Source organism: Streptomyces sp. NBC_00057, from assembly GCF_045041165.1.
Lineage (GTDB): Bacteria > Actinomycetota > Actinomycetes > Streptomycetales > Streptomycetaceae > Streptomyces.
In genome coordinates, this window is sequence record NZ_CP108256.1 from 4,379,901 (window position 1) to 4,401,934 (window position 22,034).

19 protein-coding genes and 3 tRNA genes are annotated in these 22,034 nt (G+C 68.9%); 11 read left to right on the top strand and 11 right to left on the bottom strand.

Going from position 1 to position 22,034, the window contains the following annotated elements:
* Nucleotides 1-27: 27 nt before the first annotated feature.
* Entirely contained in the window at nucleotides 28-462 is a 435-nt protein-coding gene (locus OG953_RS20535; RefSeq protein WP_405685978.1) for a hypothetical protein, read from the bottom strand.
* 155 nt (nucleotides 463-617) lie between these two features.
* Here OG953_RS20535 and hrpA point away from each other — a divergent pair, with 155 nt between their 5' ends.
* The 3 genes from hrpA (at nucleotide 618) to OG953_RS20550 (ending at nucleotide 5,129) form a co-directional block, all read left to right on the top strand.
* Complete coding sequence (gene hrpA, locus OG953_RS20540) at nucleotides 618-4,559, top strand: ATP-dependent RNA helicase HrpA (protein WP_405685980.1); 3,942 nt, start codon at nucleotides 618-620, stop codon at nucleotides 4,557-4,559.
* Between the two features lie 115 nt (nucleotides 4,560-4,674).
* Nucleotides 4,675-4,749: transfer RNA gene (locus OG953_RS20545), tRNA-Asp, on the top strand.
* Between the two features lie 137 nt (nucleotides 4,750-4,886).
* Complete coding sequence (locus OG953_RS20550) at nucleotides 4,887-5,129, top strand: DUF6274 family protein (protein ID WP_405685981.1); 243 nt, start codon at nucleotides 4,887-4,889, stop codon at nucleotides 5,127-5,129.
* 512 nt (nucleotides 5,130-5,641) lie between these two features.
* Here OG953_RS20550 and bldC read toward each other — a convergent pair.
* Both bldC and OG953_RS20560 read right to left on the bottom strand, forming a co-directional pair.
* Entirely contained in the window at nucleotides 5,642-5,848 is a 207-nt protein-coding gene (bldC, locus tag OG953_RS20555; protein ID WP_003949541.1) for a developmental transcriptional regulator BldC, read from the bottom strand.
* A 523-nt stretch (nucleotides 5,849-6,371) separates the two neighbouring features.
* Nucleotides 6,372-7,217, bottom strand: a complete 846-nt coding sequence (locus tag OG953_RS20560) for a hypothetical protein (protein ID WP_405685982.1) — start codon at nucleotides 7,215-7,217, stop codon at nucleotides 6,372-6,374.
* Between the two features lie 177 nt (nucleotides 7,218-7,394).
* Between OG953_RS20560 and OG953_RS20565 the strand changes: the two genes are divergently transcribed.
* Both OG953_RS20565 and OG953_RS20570 read left to right on the top strand, forming a co-directional pair.
* Nucleotides 7,395-8,477: a Leu/Phe/Val dehydrogenase gene (locus tag OG953_RS20565; RefSeq protein ID WP_405685984.1), complete on the top strand. Its 1,083-nt coding sequence runs from the start codon at nucleotides 7,395-7,397 to the stop codon at nucleotides 8,475-8,477.
* A gap of 311 nt (nucleotides 8,478-8,788) precedes the next feature.
* A complete protein-coding gene (locus OG953_RS20570; protein WP_030929682.1) occupies nucleotides 8,789-9,046 on the top strand; it encodes a DUF3073 domain-containing protein in 258 nt (85 codons plus the stop codon).
* Between the two features lie 174 nt (nucleotides 9,047-9,220).
* Here the strand turns inward: OG953_RS20570 and purM are convergent, their stop codons facing one another.
* The 5 genes from purM to OG953_RS20595 all read right to left on the bottom strand — a co-directional run bounded on the left by purM (nucleotide 9,221) and on the right by OG953_RS20595 (nucleotide 14,966).
* Nucleotides 9,221-10,294: a phosphoribosylformylglycinamidine cyclo-ligase gene (gene purM, locus OG953_RS20575; protein WP_405685985.1), complete on the bottom strand. Its 1,074-nt coding sequence runs from the start codon at nucleotides 10,292-10,294 to the stop codon at nucleotides 9,221-9,223.
* A gap of 60 nt (nucleotides 10,295-10,354) precedes the next feature.
* Nucleotides 10,355-11,881 carry an amidophosphoribosyltransferase gene (purF, locus tag OG953_RS20580; RefSeq protein ID WP_405685986.1) on the bottom strand — a complete coding sequence of 509 codons (1,527 nt, stop codon included), beginning with the start codon at nucleotides 11,879-11,881 and terminating at the stop codon, nucleotides 10,355-10,357.
* Nucleotides 11,882-12,596: 715 nt separating this feature from the next.
* Nucleotides 12,597-13,418: an META domain-containing protein gene (locus OG953_RS20585; RefSeq protein ID WP_405685987.1), complete on the bottom strand. Its 822-nt coding sequence runs from the start codon at nucleotides 13,416-13,418 to the stop codon at nucleotides 12,597-12,599.
* A 37-nt stretch (nucleotides 13,419-13,455) separates the two neighbouring features.
* On the bottom strand, nucleotides 13,456-14,256 hold the full coding sequence (locus OG953_RS20590) for a sterol carrier family protein (RefSeq protein WP_405685989.1): 801 nt from the start codon (nucleotides 14,254-14,256) through the stop codon (nucleotides 13,456-13,458).
* A 71-nt stretch (nucleotides 14,257-14,327) separates the two neighbouring features.
* Nucleotides 14,328-14,966 (bottom strand): TetR/AcrR family transcriptional regulator, encoded by a 639-nt coding sequence (locus OG953_RS20595; RefSeq protein ID WP_405685990.1) that lies wholly within the window; start codon nucleotides 14,964-14,966, stop codon nucleotides 14,328-14,330.
* A gap of 181 nt (nucleotides 14,967-15,147) precedes the next feature.
* On the opposite strand from OG953_RS20595, the gene OG953_RS20600 reads away from it, so the two are divergent.
* Nucleotides 15,148-15,693 carry a hypothetical protein gene (locus OG953_RS20600; protein WP_405685991.1) on the top strand — a complete coding sequence of 182 codons (546 nt, stop codon included), beginning with the start codon at nucleotides 15,148-15,150 and terminating at the stop codon, nucleotides 15,691-15,693.
* A gap of 34 nt (nucleotides 15,694-15,727) precedes the next feature.
* Here the strand turns inward: OG953_RS20600 and purL are convergent, their stop codons facing one another.
* Genes purL through purS form a run of 3 tightly spaced genes read right to left on the bottom strand, consistent with a single transcriptional unit; the run spans nucleotide 15,728 to nucleotide 18,911 of the window.
* Nucleotides 15,728-17,977: a phosphoribosylformylglycinamidine synthase subunit PurL gene (gene purL / locus OG953_RS20605; protein ID WP_405685992.1), complete on the bottom strand. Its 2,250-nt coding sequence runs from the start codon at nucleotides 17,975-17,977 to the stop codon at nucleotides 15,728-15,730.
* Complete coding sequence (purQ, locus tag OG953_RS20610; protein WP_405685994.1) at nucleotides 17,974-18,654, bottom strand: phosphoribosylformylglycinamidine synthase subunit PurQ; 681 nt, start codon at nucleotides 18,652-18,654, stop codon at nucleotides 17,974-17,976. Before purQ ends, purL begins: the two co-directional genes overlap by 4 nt.
* Nucleotides 18,651-18,911, bottom strand: a complete 261-nt coding sequence (purS, locus tag OG953_RS20615) for a phosphoribosylformylglycinamidine synthase subunit PurS (RefSeq protein ID WP_176729353.1) — start codon at nucleotides 18,909-18,911, stop codon at nucleotides 18,651-18,653. Before purS ends, purQ begins: the two co-directional genes overlap by 4 nt.
* A gap of 392 nt (nucleotides 18,912-19,303) precedes the next feature.
* Here purS and OG953_RS20620 point away from each other — a divergent pair, with 392 nt between their 5' ends.
* The 5 genes from OG953_RS20620 to OG953_RS20640 all read left to right on the top strand — a co-directional run bounded on the left by OG953_RS20620 (nucleotide 19,304) and on the right by OG953_RS20640 (nucleotide 22,028).
* On the top strand, nucleotides 19,304-19,639 hold the full coding sequence (locus tag OG953_RS20620) for an Lsr2 family protein (protein WP_383850435.1): 336 nt from the start codon (nucleotides 19,304-19,306) through the stop codon (nucleotides 19,637-19,639).
* Nucleotides 19,640-19,823: 184 nt separating this feature from the next.
* Nucleotides 19,824-19,895 (top strand) — tRNA-Gly (locus OG953_RS20625).
* Between the two features lie 98 nt (nucleotides 19,896-19,993).
* A tRNA-Gly gene (locus OG953_RS20630) sits at nucleotides 19,994-20,066 on the top strand.
* 154 nt (nucleotides 20,067-20,220) lie between these two features.
* Complete coding sequence (locus tag OG953_RS20635; RefSeq protein WP_405685996.1) at nucleotides 20,221-21,261, top strand: ABC transporter ATP-binding protein; 1,041 nt, start codon at nucleotides 20,221-20,223, stop codon at nucleotides 21,259-21,261.
* A complete protein-coding gene (locus OG953_RS20640) occupies nucleotides 21,258-22,028 on the top strand; it encodes an ABC transporter permease (protein WP_405685998.1) in 771 nt (256 codons plus the stop codon). The genes OG953_RS20635 and OG953_RS20640 overlap by 4 nt, the downstream gene beginning before the upstream one ends.
* The last annotated feature ends 6 nt before the right edge of the window (nucleotides 22,029-22,034 follow it).

Here is a 22,034-nt window from a genome sequence, read left to right on the forward strand (position 1 = left end):
AGGGGCGGCCGGTCGGAGAGCGGCCGTCTACACCCTCAGTACGGAGAGCTCGACCGGAGTGGGCGCGGCAGCCGCGGGGCCGCGCAGCTTTATCCGTAGGGGCGGGCGGACGGGTCCCTGCCCGGTGGCGGCGGGCAGGCCCCACTCGGCGAGGCCGGGCGCCTGGTCGTACACCGCACGGGCCCGGCCCGGCAGAGCGGGCTCGCCGTCCTCGTGCTTCCGGCTCTTGCCGCACCCCGGGGCCCCGTGCCGGTCCACGGCCGACGCGGCGACCGGGGCGGGGTCGGTGGACGTGACATCCCTGCCGAGGTCGGCCGGGGCGGCCGCCTTTTCGGCGCCGGCCTCAGCGGCCGCGACCGCCGTACGTCCTGCATCACCCGCGGTACCCGTCACCGGACCGCAGAACAGCCCCAGCGCGACCGCGAGCACCGCCACCAGGCAGCACCACTGCGTACGGGACACGGCGACCGGCCTTTCCGGACGGGGCAACGGGTGGTCAGCTGCCGGAAATGGTACGTGCTGTGATCCCGCGCCTCCGCGCAGTGCCGACGTGGTGACCCGGACCGCACGAAATACGTTCGCCGTTCTTCGGGCCCGGGTGAGATCCTGGGCTCCGTATGTCTACTTCCTTCGCTGATCTCCAGTACCGGCTCGGACAGCTCTCGCTCCGCGATGCACACCGGCTCGGCCGCCGTCTCGAAGGGGCGCGCCGTATCCGTAAGCCCGAGGCCCGGCAGACCGTGCTGGACGAGATCGCCACCGAGGCCGGAAAGGCAGCCGAGCGGCTCGCGCTGCGTGCCACACGGATGCCCGCCCTGTCGTACCCGGAACAGCTCCCGGTCAGCCAGAAGAAGGACGAGATCCTGGAGGCGATACGCGACCACCAGGTTGTGATCGTCGCCGGGGAGACCGGCTCCGGCAAGACCACTCAGATCCCGAAGATCTGTATGGAGCTGGGGCGCGGTGTCCGGGGCATGATCGGGCACACCCAGCCGCGCCGGATCGCGGCCCGTACGGTCGCCGAGCGTGTCGCCGACGAGCTGAAGACCCCGCTGGGCGAGACGGTCGGCTGGAAGGTCCGCTTCACCGACCAGGTGAACCCCGACGCGACGTTCGTCAAGCTGATGACGGACGGCATCCTGCTCGCCGAGATCCAGACGGACCGTGAGCTGCGCGCGTACGACACGATCATCATCGACGAGGCCCACGAGCGGTCGCTGAACATCGACTTCCTGCTCGGCTATCTGGCCAGGCTGCTGCCCGAGCGCCCGGATCTGAAGGTCGTCATCACGTCGGCGACGATCGACCCCGCGCGGTTCGCGCGCCACTTCGGCGAGGCGCCGATCGTCGAGGTCAGCGGGCGTACGTACCCGGTCGAGGTGCGCTACCGCCCGCTCCTCGAAGAGGAGGGCGACGACTCCGACCGCGACCAGATCACCGCGATCTGCGACGCCGTCGACGAGCTCCAGTCGGAGGGCCCCGGCGATGTCCTGGTCTTCCTCTCCGGCGAGCGCGAGATCCGCGACACCGCGGACGCGCTGAACAAGAAGAACCTCCGCCACACCGAGGTGCTCCCCCTCTACGCGCGTCTGTCGCACGCCGAGCAGCACCGGGTGTTCCAGCGGCCCCCCAACGGCATCGTCCGCAGGATCGTCCTGGCGACGAACGTCGCCGAGACCTCGCTGACCGTCCCCGGCATCAAGTACGTGATCGACCCGGGCAACGCCCGGATCTCCCGCTACAGCCACCGCACCAAGGTCCAGCGACTGCCGATCGAACGGATCTCGCAGGCCAGCGCCAACCAGCGCAAGGGCCGCTGCGGGCGTACGTCGGACGGCATCTGCATCCGGCTGTACTCCGAGGACGACTTCCTGACCCGTCCGGAGTTCACCGACCCCGAGATCCTGCGTACGAACCTGGCCTCCGTCATCCTCCAGATGACCGCGGCCGGCCTCGGCGACATCGAGAAGTTCCCCTTCATCGACCCGCCGGACCACCGCAACATCCGCGACGGCATCCAGCTCCTCCAGGAACTCGGTGCGCTCGACCCGGACGAAAAGGATCCGAAGAAGCGGCTCACCCAGCTCGGCCGGAAGCTCTCGCAGCTGCCCGTCGACCCGCGCCTGGCCCGCATGGTCATCGAGGCCGAGCGCAACGGCTGTGCCCGCGAGGTCATGGTGATCGCCGCCGCGCTCTCCATCCAGGACCCGCGCGAGCGGCCCTCGGACAAGCAGACACAGGCCGATCAGCAGCACGCCCGCTTCAAGGACGAGACCTCCGACTTCCTGGCGTTCCTGAATCTGTGGCGGTACATCCGCGAGCAGCAGAAGGAGCGCGGCTCGTCCAGCTTCCGCCGGATGTGCAAGCAGGAGTATCTGAACTTCCTGCGCATCCGCGAATGGCAGGACATCTACGCGCAGCTGCGTACCGTCGCCAAGCAGATGGGCATCCACCTGAACGAGGAGGACGCTCCCGAGCAATCGGTGCACACCTCGCTGCTGGCCGGGCTGCTCTCGCACATCGGGCTGAAGGACACCGAGAAGAACGAGTACCTGGGGGCCCGCAGCGCCAAGTTCGCGGTCTTCCCCGGATCTGCGCTCTTCAAGAAGCAGCCGCGGTTCGTGATGTCGGCCGAGCTGGTCGAGACGTCCCGGCTGTGGGCGCGGGTCAACGCCAAGGTCGAGCCGGAGTGGATCGAGCCGCTGGCCCAGCATCTGCTGAAGCGTACCTACAGCGAACCGCACTGGGAGAAGGACCAGGCGGCGGTGATGGCGTACGAGCGGGTCACGCTGTACGGAGTACCGATCGTCGCCCAACGCAAGATCAATTTCGGCCGTATCGACGCCGAGACCTCCCGCGACCTGTTCATCCGCAACGCCCTGGTCGAGGGCGACTGGCGGACGCACCATCAGTTCTTCCACGACAACCGCAAGCTCCTCGGCGAGGTCGAGGAGCTTGAGCACCGCGCGCGGCGCCGCGACATCCTCGTGGACGACGAGACACTCTTCGACTTCTACGACCAGCGCATCCCCGATCATGTGGTCTCCGGGGCACACTTCGACTCCTGGTGGAAGCACAAGCGCCGCGACGTGCCGGACGCGCTGGACTTCGAGCGCTCGATGCTCATCAACGAGAAGGCCGGGGCCGTCACCAAGGACGACTACCCCGACTCCTGGCGGCAGGGGAAGCTCAAGTTCAGGGTGACCTACCAGTTCGAGCCCGGTGCGGACGCGGACGGTGTGACCGTCCACGTCCCGCTCCAGGTGCTCAACCAGGTCACCGCCGAGGGCTTCGACTGGCAGATCCCGGGCCTGCGCGAGGATGTGGTCACCGAGCTGATCCGCTCGCTGCCCAAGCCGATCCGCCGGCACTACGTCCCCGCGCCGAACTACGCGGACAAGTTCCTGGACCGGGCGGTCCCCCTCCAGGAGCCGCTGCCGGTCACACTGGCCCGGGAGCTCCAGCGCATGGTCGGCGTCCCGGTCGGCGCCGACGACTTCGACCTGACCCGCATTCCGGACCACCTGAAGATCACTTTCCGGATCGTCGACGAGCGGCGCCGCAAGGTGGCCGAGGACAAGGACCTGGAGGCGCTGAAGCTCCAGCTGCGCCCCAAGGCCCGTCAGGCCCTCTCCAAGGCCGCTGCGGCCACTGCGGGGCCCTCGGGTGAGTCCATCGAGCGTTCGGGCCTCACGGACTGGACGATCGGCACCCTGAACCGCGTCTTCGAGACCCGCCGGGCCGGCCAGCCGGTCAAGGCGTACCCGGCCCTCGTCGACCAGGAGGGAGCCGCGGCGGGCACAGTGGCCGTACGGCTCTTCGACACCGAGGCCGAGCAGCAGCAGGCGATGTGGCGCGGCACCCGGAAGCTGATCCTGCTGAACATCCCGGTGAACCCGGCGAAGTTCGCCTCGGACAAGCTGACGAACCAGCAGAAGCTGGCTCTGTCCCGCAATCCGCACGGCTCCATCCAGGCGCTCTTCGAGGACTGCGCGACTGCGGCCGCCGACCGGCTGATCGGCGCGCACGGCGGCCCGGCCTGGGACGAGGAGTCGTTCCGCAAGCTGTACGACAAGGTGCGCTCCGACCTCGTGGCGCTGACCGAGCACACGGTCAAGCAGGTACAGCAGGTACTGGCCGCCTGGCAGGCCTGCGAGCGGCGTCTGAAGGCCACCAACAGCCTCGTCCTGGTCAACAACGTCACCGACGCACGGGCCCAGCTCGCGGCCCTCGTGCCGCCGGGCTTCGTCACCGCGACCGGGCTGCGCCGACTGCCCGACCTGATGCGCTATCTGGTCGCCGTGGACCGCCGGCTCCAGCAGATGCCGACGGCCGTCCAGCGCGACACCACGCGCATGGAGAAGGTCCGCGAGATGCAGGACGAGTACGCCTGGCTGCTCGAACAGATGCCGCGGGGCAGGCCCGTTCCGCAGGAGGTCCTGAACATCCGCTGGATGATCGAGGAGCTCCGGGTCAGCTATTTCGCGCACGCCCTGGGGACGGCCTACCCCGTCTCCGACAAGCGGATCATGAAGGCGATCGACGCGGCGGCCCCGTGAGACAGCCCCGGTCGGAGCCGTAACGGAACCACCACCTTCGGTGAGGTCGACCAGACCCTCTGACCTGCTGTACAGTCTGTCTTCGTAGCCAGCCGCAAGGCAGCAGCGAAAACCTGGTCCTGTGGAGCAGTTTGGAGTGCTCGCCACCCTGTCAAGGTGGAGGCCGCGGGTTCAAATCCCGTCAGGACCGCAGTAACGAAAGCCCGGATCCTTCTGGATCCGGGCTTTCGCGTGTCTTGACTCCGGCAACTGCCGACGAGTACTCAGACAGCAGGAGCTGCCCCTGTTCCCCGGCGCGGGGCGGCAGCCCACCGGGAGGTGGCACGTATGGCGGCGTCCACTGGGCACGAGAGCCGCGCACTCCTGCGCGCCCACCTGGCCGCCGCTTCCGGCTACCGCCACCTCACTCGCCACCGCCCGATCTGCCATCGGCTCCTGCGGCTCGCCATGGAGCCCGTGACGGCCTCCCGGACCGCTTCCCCGCCCGAGCCGCCGGTCCTGTGCGCGGGGCGCCAGGACGGCGCCCTGGAAGGCCAGGAGCCCCAGGACGAAAGTCCTTCGACCGGGTGACCAATGGCGCGGCATTCCGCTTCCCGAAGGTGGCAGGCTCGCACTTGGCAAGACTCATGCAGTGTGACGGGAGTCACCGAACGAGTTTTGAGAAGGAGTGACTTTACACCCTTCCTACAACTGGCGAATTTAATATGTGCAATTGCACCACTCGGACGGGAGCGCCACGGGACCTTCCGAACCACCCCGGCCCGGCTTCCCCGGGGCGGTCGGGAACAGTCCCGCACAGACCCGCACAAGCCCGCACGGCGCCCTCGCCGGAGCCAACCGGACGCCCGGTTTCCTGCGGCGCCCGAGCCGCCCGGGGCGGCGCGATCGGGGAAGGCCCCGGCCTGCGAGAGCACAAAAAAGATCGCGCTGGACCCGGCGGAGTCCAGCGCGATCGAACGACGCACCCGTATTGCACAGGTATGGCGCCCGTTGGGGCGGGCGCCCGTCATTTGGAGCTATGGGTGGGCCTGTACGGGTTGGGGGACCCGGAAGCCCAGTTGTGGCGCGGCGACAGGGGTGTGTCAGGCCTCGCTGCGCTGCTGCGGAATACCCGCAAGCAGTGCGCGGACCTCTGCCTCGCGGTACCGGCGATGTCCACCGAGCGTGCGGATGGACGTGAGCTTGCCCGCCTTGGCCCAGCGGGTAACCGTCTTCGGGTCCACGCGGAACATCGTGGCAACCTCAGCCGGGGTCAGCAGCGGCTCGGCATCAGGGGTGCGAGCGGTCATGAGCGGCCTCCTCGGGAGAACCGAACCATCTCGGTTCTTTCCTCTAAATTCTGCACCTTGACCCGCGTTGCCCGAAATGGCGGACGCGGGCCGAGTCGGTTATAGGACGAACGGCTTGTCCTCGGCACTACAACTACACCATCCGTCCAGCCACGTCGGCCAAACCGATGGAATTGCCCTCCCAGGTGTTCATCAGCGACGGAAGCCGATGGACCATGCCATAGCGGACAGTCACGCCACCGTGACGATCAGTCACAGAGCGATCAGGAGCCAACAGACCCCCCATAGCGTGCAATGCTGAGCAATCCGCCCCCAGTTGGACGGAAGGAGCCCTCCCCGGACCCCTTGTCCTATTTTGGCACGAGGGGTAGGGAAGGACGCAAGGGCCCCGTTAGTGCTATCCATCACGCTTGAGGCAAAGGCCCGGTTCGGGACGTAGGTCCTAGGACCACTGAGGCACGCTTCCGTCTCTTCATCCTCACGTGTCACACGGGTCACAGGTTCAGACGCGGATGAGGCCCTGTCAGTTCGCGAATTGACGATCCCTTACCGCCCGCCAGCGCTCCGCCAGCCGCCTGTACGCCTCACTCGCCCCTTCGGCGTCGCCGGCCTGCAGAGCCGCGATGCCCTCGGCCACATCGGCGGCCGAGCGGTCCCCGGCGAGCTGCGTCGCCGGTAGTGCGTGCACCAGACCCGCGTAGTCCAGTTCGACCAGTGCGCGCGGATGGAACTCCTCCAGCCAGCGCCCCACGTCCACGAGCCCCTCGGTCAGAGGCCCTTCGTCCACGGCCTCCCGCAGTGTCTTCAGCGCCCGGGCCAGCCGGCGCCGGGCCTGGACCATCGGCGTCCGGTAGCGCAGCACGGGCGGCTCACCGTCCTCGCCCGCCTCCGCGTACTCCCGCTCCCCGTCGGAGAAGAGCACGAACCAGCGCACCGGGACCTGCCACACCGAGGTGAGGATCCAGGGCCTGGCGTCCGGATTGCGCTCCGCCCACCGCTCGTGGTCCGCGACGGCCTGCCCGCGCACCACCGGCGGCAGCACCGCGTCGAGCACCGGCCCGGGGAACATCTCCATCAGCTCGTCCAGCGCCAGCCAGCCGCGCAGCCTGGTCCGCCACGGGCAGACGCACACCACGCCGTCCATCTCGGCGACGAACGCGTCCCCGCTCTCGTGCACCGGCACGCCGACCGGCGGCGTGGCCACCAAGTCGGCGAGCGAACGGCGCAGTTCGTCCTGGGCCGTGGGGATACGGGAGCGCCTTGCGTAACGGGCCCAGTGACCGCGTTCGGGCTCCGGGAAGGCGGCCAGCGGCTCGTACACCCGGAGGTAGGACGCGTAAGGGACGAGCACTGAAGACACCACCGACATGCAGCAAATCGTGTCATGCCCGTACTCCGCCGGGGGGGTGATCCTCGGCACTGGCACAGATCTACGTCCGCGTAGGACTTACGCTCTTGCCCAGTCGGACCGGCCGCGCCGGCCGGACCGCGGCCCTCCCCACCTTCAGGAGGGTCTTCCGCCGCTTCGTACTTGGGAGTCACCACAGTGACCGATGTGACCGACGGCGTCCTGCACACCCTGTTCCACTCGGATCAGGGGGGCCACGAGCAAGTCGTGCTCTGCCAGGACCGTGCCAGCGGCCTCAAGGCCGTCATCGCCATCCACTCCACCGCTCTGGGCCCGGCCCTCGGCGGCACCCGCTTCTATCCGTACGCCTCCGAGGAGGAGGCCGTCGCGGATGCGCTGAACCTCTCGCGCGGTATGTCGTACAAGAACGCCATGGCCGGTCTCGACCACGGCGGCGGCAAGGCCGTCATCATCGGTGACCCGGAGAAGATCAAGAGCGAGGAACTGCTGCTGGCGTACGGCCGGTTCGTGGCCTCGCTCGGCGGGCGCTACGTGACCGCCTGCGACGTCGGCACGTATGTCGCCGACATGGACGTCGTCGCCCGCGAGTGCCGGTGGACCACCGGCCGCTCCCCTTCGAGCGGTGGCGCCGGCGACTCCTCGGTCCTCACCGCGTTCGGTGTCTTCCAGGGCATGCGGGCCTCCGCCCAGCACCTCTGGGGCGACCCGACGCTGCGTGGCCGAAAAGTGGGGGTCGCCGGGGTCGGCAAGGTCGGTCACCACCTGGTCGAGCATCTACTGTCGGACGGCGCGGAGGTCGTGATCACGGATGTGCGGGAGGAGTCCGTCCGCCGCATCACCGATGAGCACCCCGAGGTCGCCGTCGCCGCGAACACCGAGGCGCTGATCCGTACCGAGGGCCTCGACATCTACGCCCCGTGCGCGCTCGGCGGCGCGCTGAACGACGACACCGTTCCGGTGCTCACCGCCAAGGTGGTGTGCGGCGCGGCCAACAACCAGCTCGCGCACCCCGGCATCGAGAAGGACCTCGCGGACCGGTCGATCCTGTACGCACCCGACTATGTGGTGAACGCGGGCGGTGTCATCCAGGTCGCCGACGAGCTGCACGGGTTCGACTTCGACCGGTGCAAGGCCAAGGCGTCGAAGATCTTCGACACCACGCTCGCCATATTCGCACGTGCGAAGGATGACGGCATTCCGCCGGCTGCCGCGGCCGACCGGATCGCCGAACAGCGGATGGCCGAAGCACGCCGTAGCTGACGGTCGCGGGGGCATCACCCGGCGTTTGCGCCCCTTCCTGTCTGCGACCCGCCGACCGGCGAGACAAGACTCACGCCGGTCGGCGGGTCGCATGCCAAGAAGAGGTTAAAATCGCAGTTGACCAGCGAGGACGGGGCTTCTCGCCGGTCCTCTTCCGGGGCACGTGATGCGGGCGGCGTACCGTATGGCCGCGGAAGCAGGTACCGTTAAAGCCCTACGGGCACGGTCTCTCTGCCGAGAGTCCGTCCTGAAACATGAACGCGTGTCAAGACTCTGGGGCCGTCGAGCCCCGTCACCGAGGGGGTCGAGCCATGGGGCGCGGCCGGGCAAAGGCCAAGCAGACAAAGGTCGCCCGCCAGCTGAAGTACAGCAGCGGCGGGACTGACCTGTCGCGTCTGGCCAATGAGCTGGGCGCATCGCCTTCGAGTCAACCACCGAACGCAGAGCCGTTCGAGGACGACGACGAGGAAGATGACCCGTACGCACAGTACGCGGATCTGTACAACGACGACGAGGACGAGGACGAGGACGATCAGTCCGGTCCGTCGTCACAGCGCCGCGGCGCTTGACCTCGCGCTGACACATCAACCCGGTCCGGGCCTGTCCCGGACCGGGTTCTGTGCTACCCCGATCCGGTCCGGCTGCTCAGGCGGGCTTCGGTGTCCTCGATCGCCGGACGGGTCGGAAACCCGGCGACCGAGGACGAAGCGGTCACCGGGTGCCCCCGGTGTGCCCGCCCATGCCTATCGCGCGTAGCTGCCCACCAGCTCGGCACCCGAGGTGTGAGCCCCGCGCTCCGTGATCTCGCCCGCGACCCAGGAATCGACCCCGCGGTCGGCCAGCGCCGTCAGGGCGACGTCCACGGACTGCTCCGGGACGATCGCGATCATGCCGACGCCCATGTTCAGCGTCTTCTCCAGCTCCAGCTGCTCGACCTGGCCCGCCTTGCCGACCAGGTCGAAGACCGCGCCGGGCATCCAGGTGGAGCGGTCGACCCTGGCGTGCAGTCCGTCCGGGATGACCCGGGCCAGGTTGTTGGCGAGGCCGCCGCCGGTGACGTGGCTGAAGCCGTGCACCTCAGTTGTACGGGTGAGGGCCAGGCAGTCCAGCGAGTAGATCTTGGTGGGCTCCAGGAGCTCCTCGCCGAGCGTCCGCCCGAACTCCTCGACCTCGCGGTCCAGCGCCCAGCCGGCCCGGTCGAAGACCACGTGACGGACGAGCGAGTACCCGTTGGAGTGAAGACCGGACGACGCCATGGCGATCACGACGTCACCCTTACGGATACGTTCCGGGCCGAGCAGATGGTCGGCCTCGACCACGCCCGTACCGGCGCCCGCAACATCGAAGTCGTCCGGACCGAGGAGACCCGGGTGCTCGGCGGTCTCGCCGCCGACCAGGGCGCAGCCGGCCAGGACACAGCCTTCGGCGATGCCCTTCACGATGGACGCGACACGCTCGGGGTGCACCTTGCCGACGCAGATGTAGTCGGTCATGAAGAGCGGCTCGGCACCACAGACGACCAGGTCGTCGACGACCATGCCGACGAGGTCGTGGCCGATGGTGTCGTACACGCCCATCTTGCGGGCGAGGTCGACCTTCGTACCGACGCCGTCGGTGGCGGAGGCGAGCAGCGGACGCTCGTAACGCTTGAGGGCCGAGGCGTCGAAGAGTCCGGCGAAACCGCCGAGGCCGCCAAGGCCCGCGACCTCTGCGCGCTGCGTCTTCTTCACCCACTCCTTCATCAGCTCGACGGCACGGTCGCCGGCCTCGATGTCGACGCCCGCTGCCGCGTAGGAAGCACCTGTTGTCTCAGACATTGCCTGGGATCTTTCGTGTGGAAATACGGGGCTGGTGGCCAGAGGTGTACGGCTGGGCCGTCACGGACGACGCAGTGCGTCGGACGCGGCAGTTGCCGCAGGGCCTGCCGCCAGCTCGGTCTCCAGCAGCTGCTTGCCGAGCAGCTCCGGGTCCGGCAGCTCCATCGGGTACTCACCGTCGAAGCAGGCGCGGCACAGGTTCGGCTTGGCGATCGTCGTCGCCTCGACCATCGCGTCGAGCGAGATGTACGAGAGCGAGTCGGCACCCATCGACGTGCAGATCTCGTCGACCGTCATGCCGTTGGCGATCAGCTCGGCGCGGGTCGCGAAGTCGATGCCGAAGAAGCAGGGCCACTTCACCGGCGGGGACGAGATCCGGATGTGGATCTCGGCGGCGCCGGCCTCGCGGAGCATCCGGACCAGTGCGCGCTGGGTGTTGCCGCGGACGATCGAGTCGTCGACGACCACGAGGCGCTTGCCCTTGATGACTTCCTTGAGCGGGTTCAGCTTGAGGCGGATACCCAGCTGGCGAATGGTCTGGGACGGCTGGATGAAGGTCCGGCCGACATAGGCGTTCTTCACCAGTCCGGCGCCGAACGGGATGCCGCTGGCCTCCGCGTAACCGATGGCGGCGGGGGTGCCGGACTCCGGGGTCGCTATGACCAGATCAGCCTCGACCGGGGCCTCGGCGGCCAGCTTGCGGCCCATCTCCACGCGGGAGAGGTACACATTCCGCCCGGCGATGTCGGTGTCGGGGCGGGCCAGATAGACGTACTCGAAGATGCAGCCCTTGGGCTTCGCTTCCGCGAACCGCGAGGTGCGCAGGCCGTTCTCGTCGATGGCGACGAGCTCGCCCGGCTCGATCTCGCGGACGAAGCTGGCGCCGCAGATGTCGAGGGCGGCGGACTCGGAGGCCACCACCCAGCCGCGCTCGAGACGGCCGAGAACCAGCGGGCGGATGCCCTGCGGGTCGCGGGCGGCGTAAAGGGTGTGCTCGTCCATGAAGACGAGGGAGAAGGCGCCCTTCACATCGGGGAGCACCTTTGCGGCGGCCTCCTCGATGGTGAGCGGCTTGCCGTCCTCGTCGGTCTGGCCGGCGAGCAGCGCGGTCACCAGATCGGTGTCGTTCGTCGCGGCGACCTGGGTGGCGCGGCCCTCCTTGCGGGGAAGGGCGGCGACCATCTCGGCGAGCTGGGCCGTATTGACCAGGTTGCCGTTGTGACCCAGGGCGATCGAGCCGTGCGCGGTCGCACGGAACGTCGGCTGCGCGTTCTCCCACACCGAGGCACCGGTGGTGGAGTAGCGGGCATGACCGACCGCGATATGGCCCTGGAGGGATCCCAGAGACGTTTCGTCGAAGACCTGCGAGACCAGTCCCATGTCCTTGAAGACCAGGATCTGGGACCCATTGCTCACTGCGATGCCCGCGGACTCCTGTCCACGGTGCTGCAGGGCATACAGTCCGAAATAGGTGAGCTTGGCGACCTCTTCACCCGGAGCCCAGACACCGAAGACGCCACAAGCGTCCTGGGGGCCTTTCTCTCCGGGGAGCAGGTCGTGGTTGAGTCGTCCATCACCACGGGGCACGCCACCGAGTGTAGGCGAGATCGACCACTGGTCCGAATTCGGGATACCGGGCCCGAGCACCGGGGAAGCGCGCCCAGGGGCGGTTCGCGGGCCGGTTCCGGCAGTCACTCGGAGTGATCGTTTCGGGGTCTCGGTGAGTTGCCGGACGGGGTGCGGACCGGCCACAGAGCGGCCGTCGCCCGGACCAGCGGCCGGTTACCGGCTAGTTCCGGCCACTCGGGGCACGGGGGCCGGCCGGTCCGGAAGGTGGCGCTCGGTGAGCCGACTGATGCTCTGGCGCGGAGTCCGGCCGAACGCCCGTTTCGTGGCGAGCCTCACACCCGGGAGCCCGGTATGCGGCTTCTCGGGGGCCTCGGCCGAGGCGGCACCGGGAAGCCCGCGGTGAGTTACGGGCGCCGAGCCGGGGAGTCCGCAGTACGAGACCACCGTTGACAGCCCTGCCCGCCTGCGCCGCCGCGCGCGGCCGGGCCCTGCCCCGGAGCCCGTCACGTCGTCTCGTGATTCAAACATCAGCGCCAGTAATTCACCGACCCGGCGTGCCTTCGGGACCGTCGTCGGTGCCACGGCCACCACCGCCGCCGTCGGAATCGGCGCCCGTCCGGACCCGGCCCATCCGCTGGACGGGCCGCATCGGAGCCGGAGCTGCCGGCCGAGCTGCGGGCGTCCTGGGGACGGACGAACGCCGACCTGCTGCCGTACCCGACGGGTTCCTGAGTCAGCCCCTTGTCCCGGTGGCCGATGCGCCGAGTCCCTTGCCGTTCTCCGCGGTGAGGGACAGGGTGCGGTGATCGGTCCGGTACGTCGTCCGGCCGTCCAGGATCGCGAGCAGTTCGCGCTCCAGCTTCATCCGGGGGGCCGGGCACATCATCTTGGTGCCGGCGATCCGGCCGAACGTGATGGTGGAACCGGAGACCGCCGCGGTGCCGCGGAACCGATTGCAGCCGAGAGTGCCCTGTACGGAGCCGTCCTTGCCGAAGCTCAGTTGCGCCTTCTCCTGCGCACCCGCGGGCAGCGACGAGGCGACCGTGCCGGAGACCAGGGTGGTGACCGTCCAGGTGGTGCCGGTGAGCGGGGCCGGCTGTTGCCCCGTGAGGGTGATGGAGTCGCCGTTCTCCGCGGTCAGGGTGAGGGTCTTCTTCGCCACGGCCGCGGTGAGTTCGCCGCTGAACGCGCCGGACATGGCCGCCTCGAACCGCTGGACGTCCTTCTCGCAGGCCATTGAGGTGCTCGCGCCCGGCCCGACCGTGATCGTCTCGCCGTCGATGCGGACATCGGCGGTGAAGTGGTTGCAGCCGTAGTTCCCGGTGGCCCGGCCCTTGGAGTCGATCTCGACATGGGCGCCGGAGGGGGCGGCGGTCCGCTTCCCGTCGACCGTCACCGATTCGACGCCCCAGCGGACACCGGTGACGGGCAGATCGGTCCGCACTGCGCCACCGCCGGAACCGGCCCCCGAACCGGCCCCGGCGCCCGTCTCCGCACCGCAGGCGGCCAGGGCGAGGAGGGCCAGGACTCCGACGGCCGTACCTCGTATCCGCATGGCCCTGGGACGGTCCGGGCAGTCGTCCGGTTCCCCCTCACCCCATCAGGGGCAGCAGCGCGGCGAGATCGGCCCGCTCACCGCTGGCGCTGACCTTCGCCACGTCGAGCTCCTGGGCCCACTCCGTACGCCCGGTGGCGAGCCGGATCCAGGTGAGCGGATCGGTCTCGACGACATTGGGCGGCGTACCGCGCGTGTGCCTGGGGCCCTGGACGCACTGGACGACGGCGAACGGCGGGACGCGCACCTCGACCGAGCCGCCCGGCGCCTTCTCCGCGAGGGCGTCGGCGAGCAGCCGGGTGCAGGCGGCGAGCGCCTGCCGGTCGTACGGGATACCGAGGCCGGCCGCCTCGTTCAGATCGTCGGTGTGCACGACGAGTTCGACGGTACGGGTGACCAGGAAGTCGGCCAGCCGCATCGCGCCGACCCGGGTCGGCAGCAGCCGGTCCTCCGGGGCGTCGGACACCAGCTCCTCGAACCGCCCGGCGACCTCCCCGTACAACGCGTCCAGGTCCGGACGGTCCGCGGCGAGCTCCTTGGTGTCGTCGGCGATGCGCCCGGCCCGGTCCGCGGTCGAGAACGGCCATTCGAGGAGCGTCAGATCGGGCTCGGGCGAGGCGGGTTCGGGCAGCTCCGGATTCCGCGTGACGTGCGAGAGCGCCATGGTCAGATGGACGGCCAGTTCGCGCACGGTCCAGTCCCCGAGCCGGGTCGGCAGCGCGAGCTGTTCGGGCGTCAGGGCGCGGACGGCTTCATGGACATGGGCGAACTGCGCCAGAACCGCGGTGCGGGTCCTGACCGGATCGTAGCGGCGGGCTCGTTTCTGGGACGGCGGCATGGTCCAGGAGCCTAAGGGGTGTCCGGCGGCTCAGGGCCGGACAGGCCCTGAGCCCTGCCGGACCGGCTGCCTCAGGACCTGGTCGCGAAGTCGCCCAGTCCCTTGTCGAGCAGATCGAAACCGTGCTCGGCGAGCGCGACGGCATCCGGCGCCACCGCGTCCGCCGACTCCCCCGCCAGCAGCCGCGTCTGATTCGCGGAGATGAGGGCGTTGCGGGTGGCGATCAGCTGGGCGGCCGCGATCCGGGCGGTGGACGGCTCCTCCCCCTCCTCGACCAGGACTTCGGCGAGCAGGTCGAAGGAGCGCATGGAGAACGCGTGGGCCCGGATGAGCAGCGCCGGGGTCTCCTGGATCAGCCGGCGCAGCCCGAGCACCACCGGCGCGTCGCTCAGCCCGGCAGAGGGGTCACGGGCCTCGATGGCGGCCAGGAACTGACGCCGCACGGCGGCCGCCGCAGACTCGCCGGGGCCCCGGTCCCGTACCACCCGCGCGACATCACCGATGTGCTCCTCCATGGGAGCGAGGACCAAGTCCTCCTTGCCGGCGAAGTAGTTGAAGACGGTCATCTTCGACACCTCGGCCGCCTCGGCGATCTCGGCGACCGAGACCTTGTCGAAGCCGCGCTCGGCGAAGAGTGCGGTGGCCGCGGTCAGCAGACGGTGTCGCGTCTGGAGCTTCTTGCGCTCGCGCAGGCTCATCCCCTCAGTCATGGCAGCACTGTACAAGGATGAAGATTACGCTCGGATCAAATATTGACCCGGCACATTTTCACGGCATGGTGGTGCGACGCCAGCAGCACCGCGCTGCTCCGGAGGGGAGTCCCGTCATGTCCACAGCCGTGACCGGCCGGCAACGGATCACCGGCTTCATGCCCCGGCCCGCCAATTGGGCGTGGCCACCACCGGGGTCCGGTTCTTCCGGACCCTCGGCAGTGCACTGGGCGCGGCCGCCTTCGGCACCGTACTCAGCCGGGTGTACGCGGCCCACGGGCCGGGCGGCACGACAAGCACCATCGGCCGGCTGACCGGCCGCGCCCACCAGCAGGCGATGGACGCCTTCGTCACCTCGACGAACGTGGTCTTCTGGTCCGCGACCGGCGTGATGCTTCTGGCAACCGTCCCGGCGACCCGGCTGCCCGCACGCCGCGAGCCGGACCGGGCGGATCGGGCGGATCGGGCGGATCGGGAGGACCGGGAGGACCAGCAACAGCCGCCCGCGCCGGTGGCGGCCCCGGTCTGCGCCCTGCCCGTACCGCCGAAGGGGAATGCCTGTCGACTCACCGGAACACCGCCGCCCCACCGGCCGAACGGAATTCCGCGGGCTGTCCGCATCCGCACCCCGATAGTCCACCAGCAGGAAATGCGCATGCGGCTCGACGGAATTCCCAGGGCTCCGGATCCGCCGAACCTGACGGAACGAGGACGGCCCCGCCCATGAACCGGGCGGGGCCGTCCTCGAACAGGATCAGGCGTCAGGCGAGCAGACCCGGAATGGTCTCCTCGTGTGCCGTGCGCAGCTCGCTCAGCGGAATGCCGAACTCGCCCTGGATCTCGATCTCCTCGCCGTCCACGACACCGATACGGGTGACGGGCAGACCCCGCGCCCCGCACATGTCGTTGAAGCGGAGCTCCTCGCTGCGCGGAACGGAGACGACCGCGCGCCCCGCCGACTCGGAGAAGAGGAAGGTGAACGCGTCCAGACCCTCCGGCACGACCAGCCGGGCACCCTTCCCGCCACGGAGGCAGGACTCGGTGACAGCCTGGATCAGACCGCCGTCGGAGAGGTCGTGCGCCGCGTCGATCATGCCGTCGCGGGAGGCCGAGATCAGGATCTCGCCGAGCAGCTTCTCGCGGCCCAGGTCGACCTTGGGCGGCATGCCGCCCAGGTGGCCGTGGATGACCTCGGACCAGGCCGAGCCGCCGAACTCCTCACGCGTGTCGCCCAGCAGGTAGAGAAGCTGGCCCTCTTCCGCGAAGGCGACCGGTGTACGCCGGGTGACATCGTCGATCACACCGAGCACGGCCACGACCGGGGTCGGGTGGATCGCCGTCTCACCGGTCTGGTTGTACAGCGACACGTTGCCGCCGGTGACCGGGGTGCCCAGCTCCAGGCAGCCGTCCGCGAGACCACGGGTGGCCTCGGCGAACTGCCACATGACGTCCGGGTCCTCGGGCGAACCGAAGTTCAGGCAGTCCGAGATCGCGAGCGGCTTGGCACCGGAGGCGGCGACATTGCGGTACGACTCCGCCAGCGCCAGCTGCGCACCGGTGTACGGGTCGAGCTTGGCGTACCGGCCGTTGCCGTCGGTCGCCATGGCCACGCCCAGGTTCGACTTCTCGTCGATCCGGACCATGCCGGCGTCCTCGGGCATCGCGAGCACGGTGTTGCCCTGCACGAACCGGTCGTACTGGTCCGTGATCCAGGACTTCGACGCCTGGTTCGGCGAAGCGACCAGCTTGAGGACCTGCTCGCGCAGCTCGGCGCCGTCCGCCGGACGGGCCAACTTGCCCGCGTCGTCGGCCTGCAGCGCGTCCTGCCAGGACGGACGGGCGAACGGGCGGTGGTACGTCGGACCCTCGTGGGCGACGGACCGCGGCGGCACGTCCACGATCTGCTCGCCGTGCCAGAAGATCTCCAGCTGCGAGCCCTCGGTCACCTCACCGATGACGGTGGCGATGACGTCCCACTTCTCGCAGATCTCCAGGAAGCGCTCGACGTGCTGCGGCTCGACGATCGCGCACATGCGCTCCTGCGACTCGCTCATGAGGATTTCCTCGGGCGAGAGGGAGGAGTCGCGCAGCGGCACGGTGTCCAGCTCGACGCGCATGCCGCCGGAGCCTGCGGAGGCCAGCTCCGAGGTGGCACAGGAAAGGCCCGCACCGCCGAGGTCCTGGATACCGGCGACGAGCTTCTCGCCGAAGATCTCCAGGGTGCACTCGATGAGGAGCTTCTCCTGGAACGGGTCGCCGACCTGGACGGCCGGACGCTTGGCCGGGCCGGTCGACTCGAAGGTCTCCGAAGCCAGCACCGAGACGCCGCCGATGCCGTCGCCGCCCGTGCGGGCGCCGTACAGGATCACCTTGTTGCCGGGGCCGGAGGCCTTGGCCAGGTGGATGTCCTCGTGCTTCATCACGCCGATACAGCCGGCGTTGACCAGCGGGTTGCCCTGGTAGCAGGCGTCGAAGACGACCTCGCCACCGATGTTCGGCAGACCCAGGCAGTTGCCGTAGCCGCCGATGCCGGCGACGACGCCCGGCAGTACGCGCTTGGTGTCGGGGTGGTCGGCCGCGCCGAACCGCAGCGGGTCGACGACCGCGACGGGGCGGGCACCCATGGCGAGGATGTCGCGGACGATGCCGCCGACGCCGGTCGCCGCGCCCTGGTAGGGCTCGATGTACGAGGGGTGGTTGTGCGACTCGACCTTGAAGGTGACCGCGTAACCCTGACCGACGTCGACCACACCGGCGTTCTCGCCGATGCCGACGAGCATCGCGTCGTTGACGGGGACCTTCTCGCCGAACTGCTTGAGGTGGACCTTGCTGCTCTTGTACGAGCAGTGCTCGGACCACATCACGGAGTACATGGCGAGCTCGGCGCCGGTGGGACGGCGGCCCAGGATCTCGCGGATCCGGGCGTACTCGTCCTCCTTGAGGCCGAGGTCCTTCCAGGGCTGCGCGACGTCCGGGGTCTCGGCCGCGTGCTTGACCGTATCCAGGCTCATGCGTTGACCAGCTTCTTGATGATCGAGGTGAAGAAACCGAGGCCGTCGGTACGACCGGTTCCGATCAGCGGCTCGACGGCGTGCTCCGGGTGCGGCATCAGACCGACGACATTGCCTGCGGCGTTGGTGATGCCGGCGATGTCGCGCAGCGAACCGTTGGGGTTCACGTCCAGGTAGCGGAAGGCGACGCGGCCCTCCGCCTCCAGCTCGTCGAGGACGCGCTCGTCGGCGACGTAACGCCCGTCCATGTTCTTGAGCGGTACGGAGATCTCCTGGCCCGCGGAGTAGTCCGAGGTCCAGGCGGTCTCCGCGTTCTCGACGCGCAGCTTCTGGTCGCGGCAGATGAAGTGCAGGTGGTTGTTCCGCAGCATCGCACCGGGCAGCAGATGCGCCTCGGTCAGGATCTGGAAGCCGTTGCAGATACCGAGGACCGGCATCCCGGCCCTCGCGTTCTCAATGATCGTCTCCATGACCGGCGAGAAGCGGGAGATGGCTCCGGCCCGCAGATAGTCGCCGTAGGAGAAGCCGCCCGCCAGGATGACCGCGTCGACCTGATGCAGGTCCCTGTCGCGGTGCCACAGCGATACGGGTTCGGCGCCCGCGACCCGTACGGCCCTCAGGCTGTCCTTGTCGTCGAGCGTGCCGGGAAAGGTGACGACTCCGATACGAGCAGTCACTTCGACTCCTCGGCCTTCTCCACCTTCACGGTGAAGTCCTCGATGACGGTGTTGGCGAGGAAAGTCTCGGCCATCTCGTGAATACGGCTGAGGGCGGCGTCGTCGACCGGCCCCTCGACCTCGAGCTCGAAACGCTTCCCCTGACGTACGTCCGCGATTCCCTCGAAGCCGAGACGGGGCAGTGCGCGCTGCACCGCCTGTCCCTGCGGGTCGAGGATCTCGGGCTTGAGCATGACGTCGACTACGACGCGTGCCACTGGCACTCCCGGTGGTGGTGTGGTGCGGCTGTTTCTCCGGGGGGCTCCCCAGACCCCCGCAGGTCCCCTCAGCCTACCTGGCCAGAAATTCTACGCGGGTAGATATCGAGCGCCCTTGATCACACCCAGATATCGACCGCGACAACACATAGGGAAAGTCCTGCAAAAAAAATCCTCACCGACAGCACACACAGCACACATAGAAGGCTGACACGCGGAGGTAATTGGTCGGGCTTCACAATGCGGCACCCACCGCTGTACAAATGATTACCGGGGAATGCAGCATTGCCCCTAAACAGTCGACACCGGTCGACTCACATCCGCCTAACAGCCGGAAGGCCGGCATCAGCGCATGTCAGACGCGCCGACGCCGTAGGAAAGGACCGATATCCGTGGCTCAGCGAGTAGTGGTCACGCTCTTCGACGACATCGACGGGGGAGCAGCGGCGGAAACGGTCACCTTCGCCCTGGACGGGAAGTCGTACGAGATCGACCTCAATCCGTCCAATGCAAAGAAACTGCGCAAGGTCCTGGCACCGTACATGGCGGCCGGTCGAAAGCAGACAAATGCCGGTAAGCGCGGCAAGACTCCTGTGTCGTACCGGCACACCTCACTCGCACCCGACCCGGCGGCCGTCCGCGCCTGGGCCCGCTCCCACCGGATGGAGGTTCCGGCCCGCGGCCGGATCCCCAAGAAGGTCTACGAGGCGTTCCGCGAAGCCAGTTGAGAACCCGGCCCGCGGCCGGATCGCCCGGACCGGTCACTGGGCCGGCCGGTGAACGCTCGCCCACGCTTCGGCGCACCTCTCGGCGACACCCCGTGGCCACCGACTTGCGCTACACCCCTGCAGGTCGGCTAAAGTCTGGAGCACGCCGAGGGGCAAGGCCGCAAAGCCGAACCTCACGCAGCGTGCGGGTGTAGTTCAGTAGCAGAACATCCCCCTTCCAGGGGGAAGGCGCAGTGTGCAATTCCTGTCACCCGCTCTGCATCACTCTTACCGACCACTCAGGTGAATCGGGTAGAGTAGTGCTCGCACCGCCCGATGGATCTCCTCAAGGGGAGTACAATGAGCGGCAGCAATGCGGACGTGGCTCAGTTGGTAGAGCATCACCTTGCCAAGGTGAGGGTCGCGAGTTCGAATCTCGTCGTCCGCTCTTGATCGGTTTATTCGAAGGCCCTGGTCGATATCGACCAGGGCCTTCGCCGTATTCCCGTCCGCACTCCTTGCCTCATGCTCATGACGTTTGTCATGAGCGGTGGTGACAGCTCGCACTGCCCGCGGCGACGATCCGGCGGAAATCTGTAGGCATGACCAGCGACGACATTCCCAGCGACCGTGCGGGCGGCGCCGTGGCGGACATCACAGACGAACCCGCGACCGGTTTCGCGACGGACGCCGTGGTCGTTTCGGCAACCGGCTCCGTGATCGATCCCGTGATCGAGGCAAGTGGTGTGCGGCGGCGCTACGCCGGCGGCTTCGAGGCCGTGACCGGTGTCTCCTTCTCTGTGGCGCGCGGCGAACTCTTCGCCCTGCTCGGTACGAACGGCGCGGGAAAGACCTCCACCGTCGAACTGCTGGAAGGCCTGGCTCGGCCCGACGCCGGCACGGTGCGGGTGCTCGGCCACGACCCGCACCGCGAGCGCGCCGCGGTACGGCCGCGGATCGGGGTAATGCTCCAGGAGGGCGGCTTCCCGTCCGAACTGACGGTCACCGAGACCGTACGGATGTGGGCGGGGTGCACCAGTGGCGCCCGGCCGACCGGTGAGGCGCTGGACCTGGTCGGGCTCACCCACCGGGCGCGCGTACGGGTCAAGCAGCTCTCCGGCGGCGAGCGACGTCGCCTCGACCTCGCACTGGCCCTGCTCGGCCGGCCCGAGGTGCTCTTCCTGGACGAGCCGACCACCGGACTCGACGCCGAGGGGCGGCGCGACACCTGGGAATTGGTACGGGGGCTGCGGGACGGCGGCATCACCGTCCTGCTCACCACGCACTACCTGGAGGAGGCCGAGGCGCTCGCCGACCGGCTGGCGATCATGCATCGGGGGCGGATCGTGACGGCGGGCACCACTGCCGAGGTGACGGCGGCCCGGCCCGCCCGCATCCGGTTCGAGCTGCCCGAAGGAGTCCCGGCGGCGCGGCTTCCGCTGTCGCTGCGGGCGGCCGCCGAGGGACGAAGGGTCGAGATCCGTACCCATCGGCTGCAGGAGTCGCTGGGTGAACTGCTGCTCTGGGCCCAGGAGTCGGACGTGACGTTGCTCGGGCTCGATGCCCGGTCGGCCTCGCTCGAAGAGGCGTTTCTCGAAATCGCGCAGAGCGCGTCGGAGTCGGAGAGGGTGGCTGTCGCATGACGAGCACAACGATGTCCGGGCGGCTGAACGCTCTCGGGCGGGCCGAGCTGACCCTGCTCGCCCGGAACAGAACGGCGGTCTTCGTCGCGCTGCTGGTACCCCTGGCCATGGTCGCGGCCATGAAGTCGACGCTGGAACAGGTCGATCTGGGCGGGACCGGGCTGACCGTGGCCGGGGCGGCGCTCAGCGGCGGCATCGGCATGGTGCTGATGCAGGTCGTGTACATGAACCTGGTCGCCGCCTATGTGGCGCGGCGCGAGGAACTGGTCCTGAAACGGCTGCGTACCGGCGAGATCACCGACCGGGAGATCCTCGCCGGGACCGCGCTGCCGTCGGTCGCGCTGGCGCTGGCGCAGACGGTGCTGGTGGTCCTGGCCGGTGCGGTGCTCTTCGGTCTCGGTGCGCCCGAGCGGCCCGAACTGCTCGTCGCGGGACTGCTGTTGGGTGTGGTGCTGCTGGCGGCGCTGGCCGCCGCCACCTCCGCGGTGACCCGGACCGTACAGACGGCGCAGATCACCACGCTGCCGCTGTTCCTCGTCTCGATGATGGGCTCAGGGCTCTTCGTACCGCTGGAGATCCTGCCCGACCGGGTGGCGTCCGTGTGCGAACTGCTGCCGGTGACCGGGGTGATGACGCTCGTACGGGCGGGCTGGCTCGGCGGGGCGGACGGGTATGACCTGCTCGGGGCGGGGCTGACCGCGCTGGCCTGGACGGTGCTCGCCGTGTTTGCTGTGCAGCGGTGGTTTCGCTGGGAACCTCGACGCTGAGAAGGG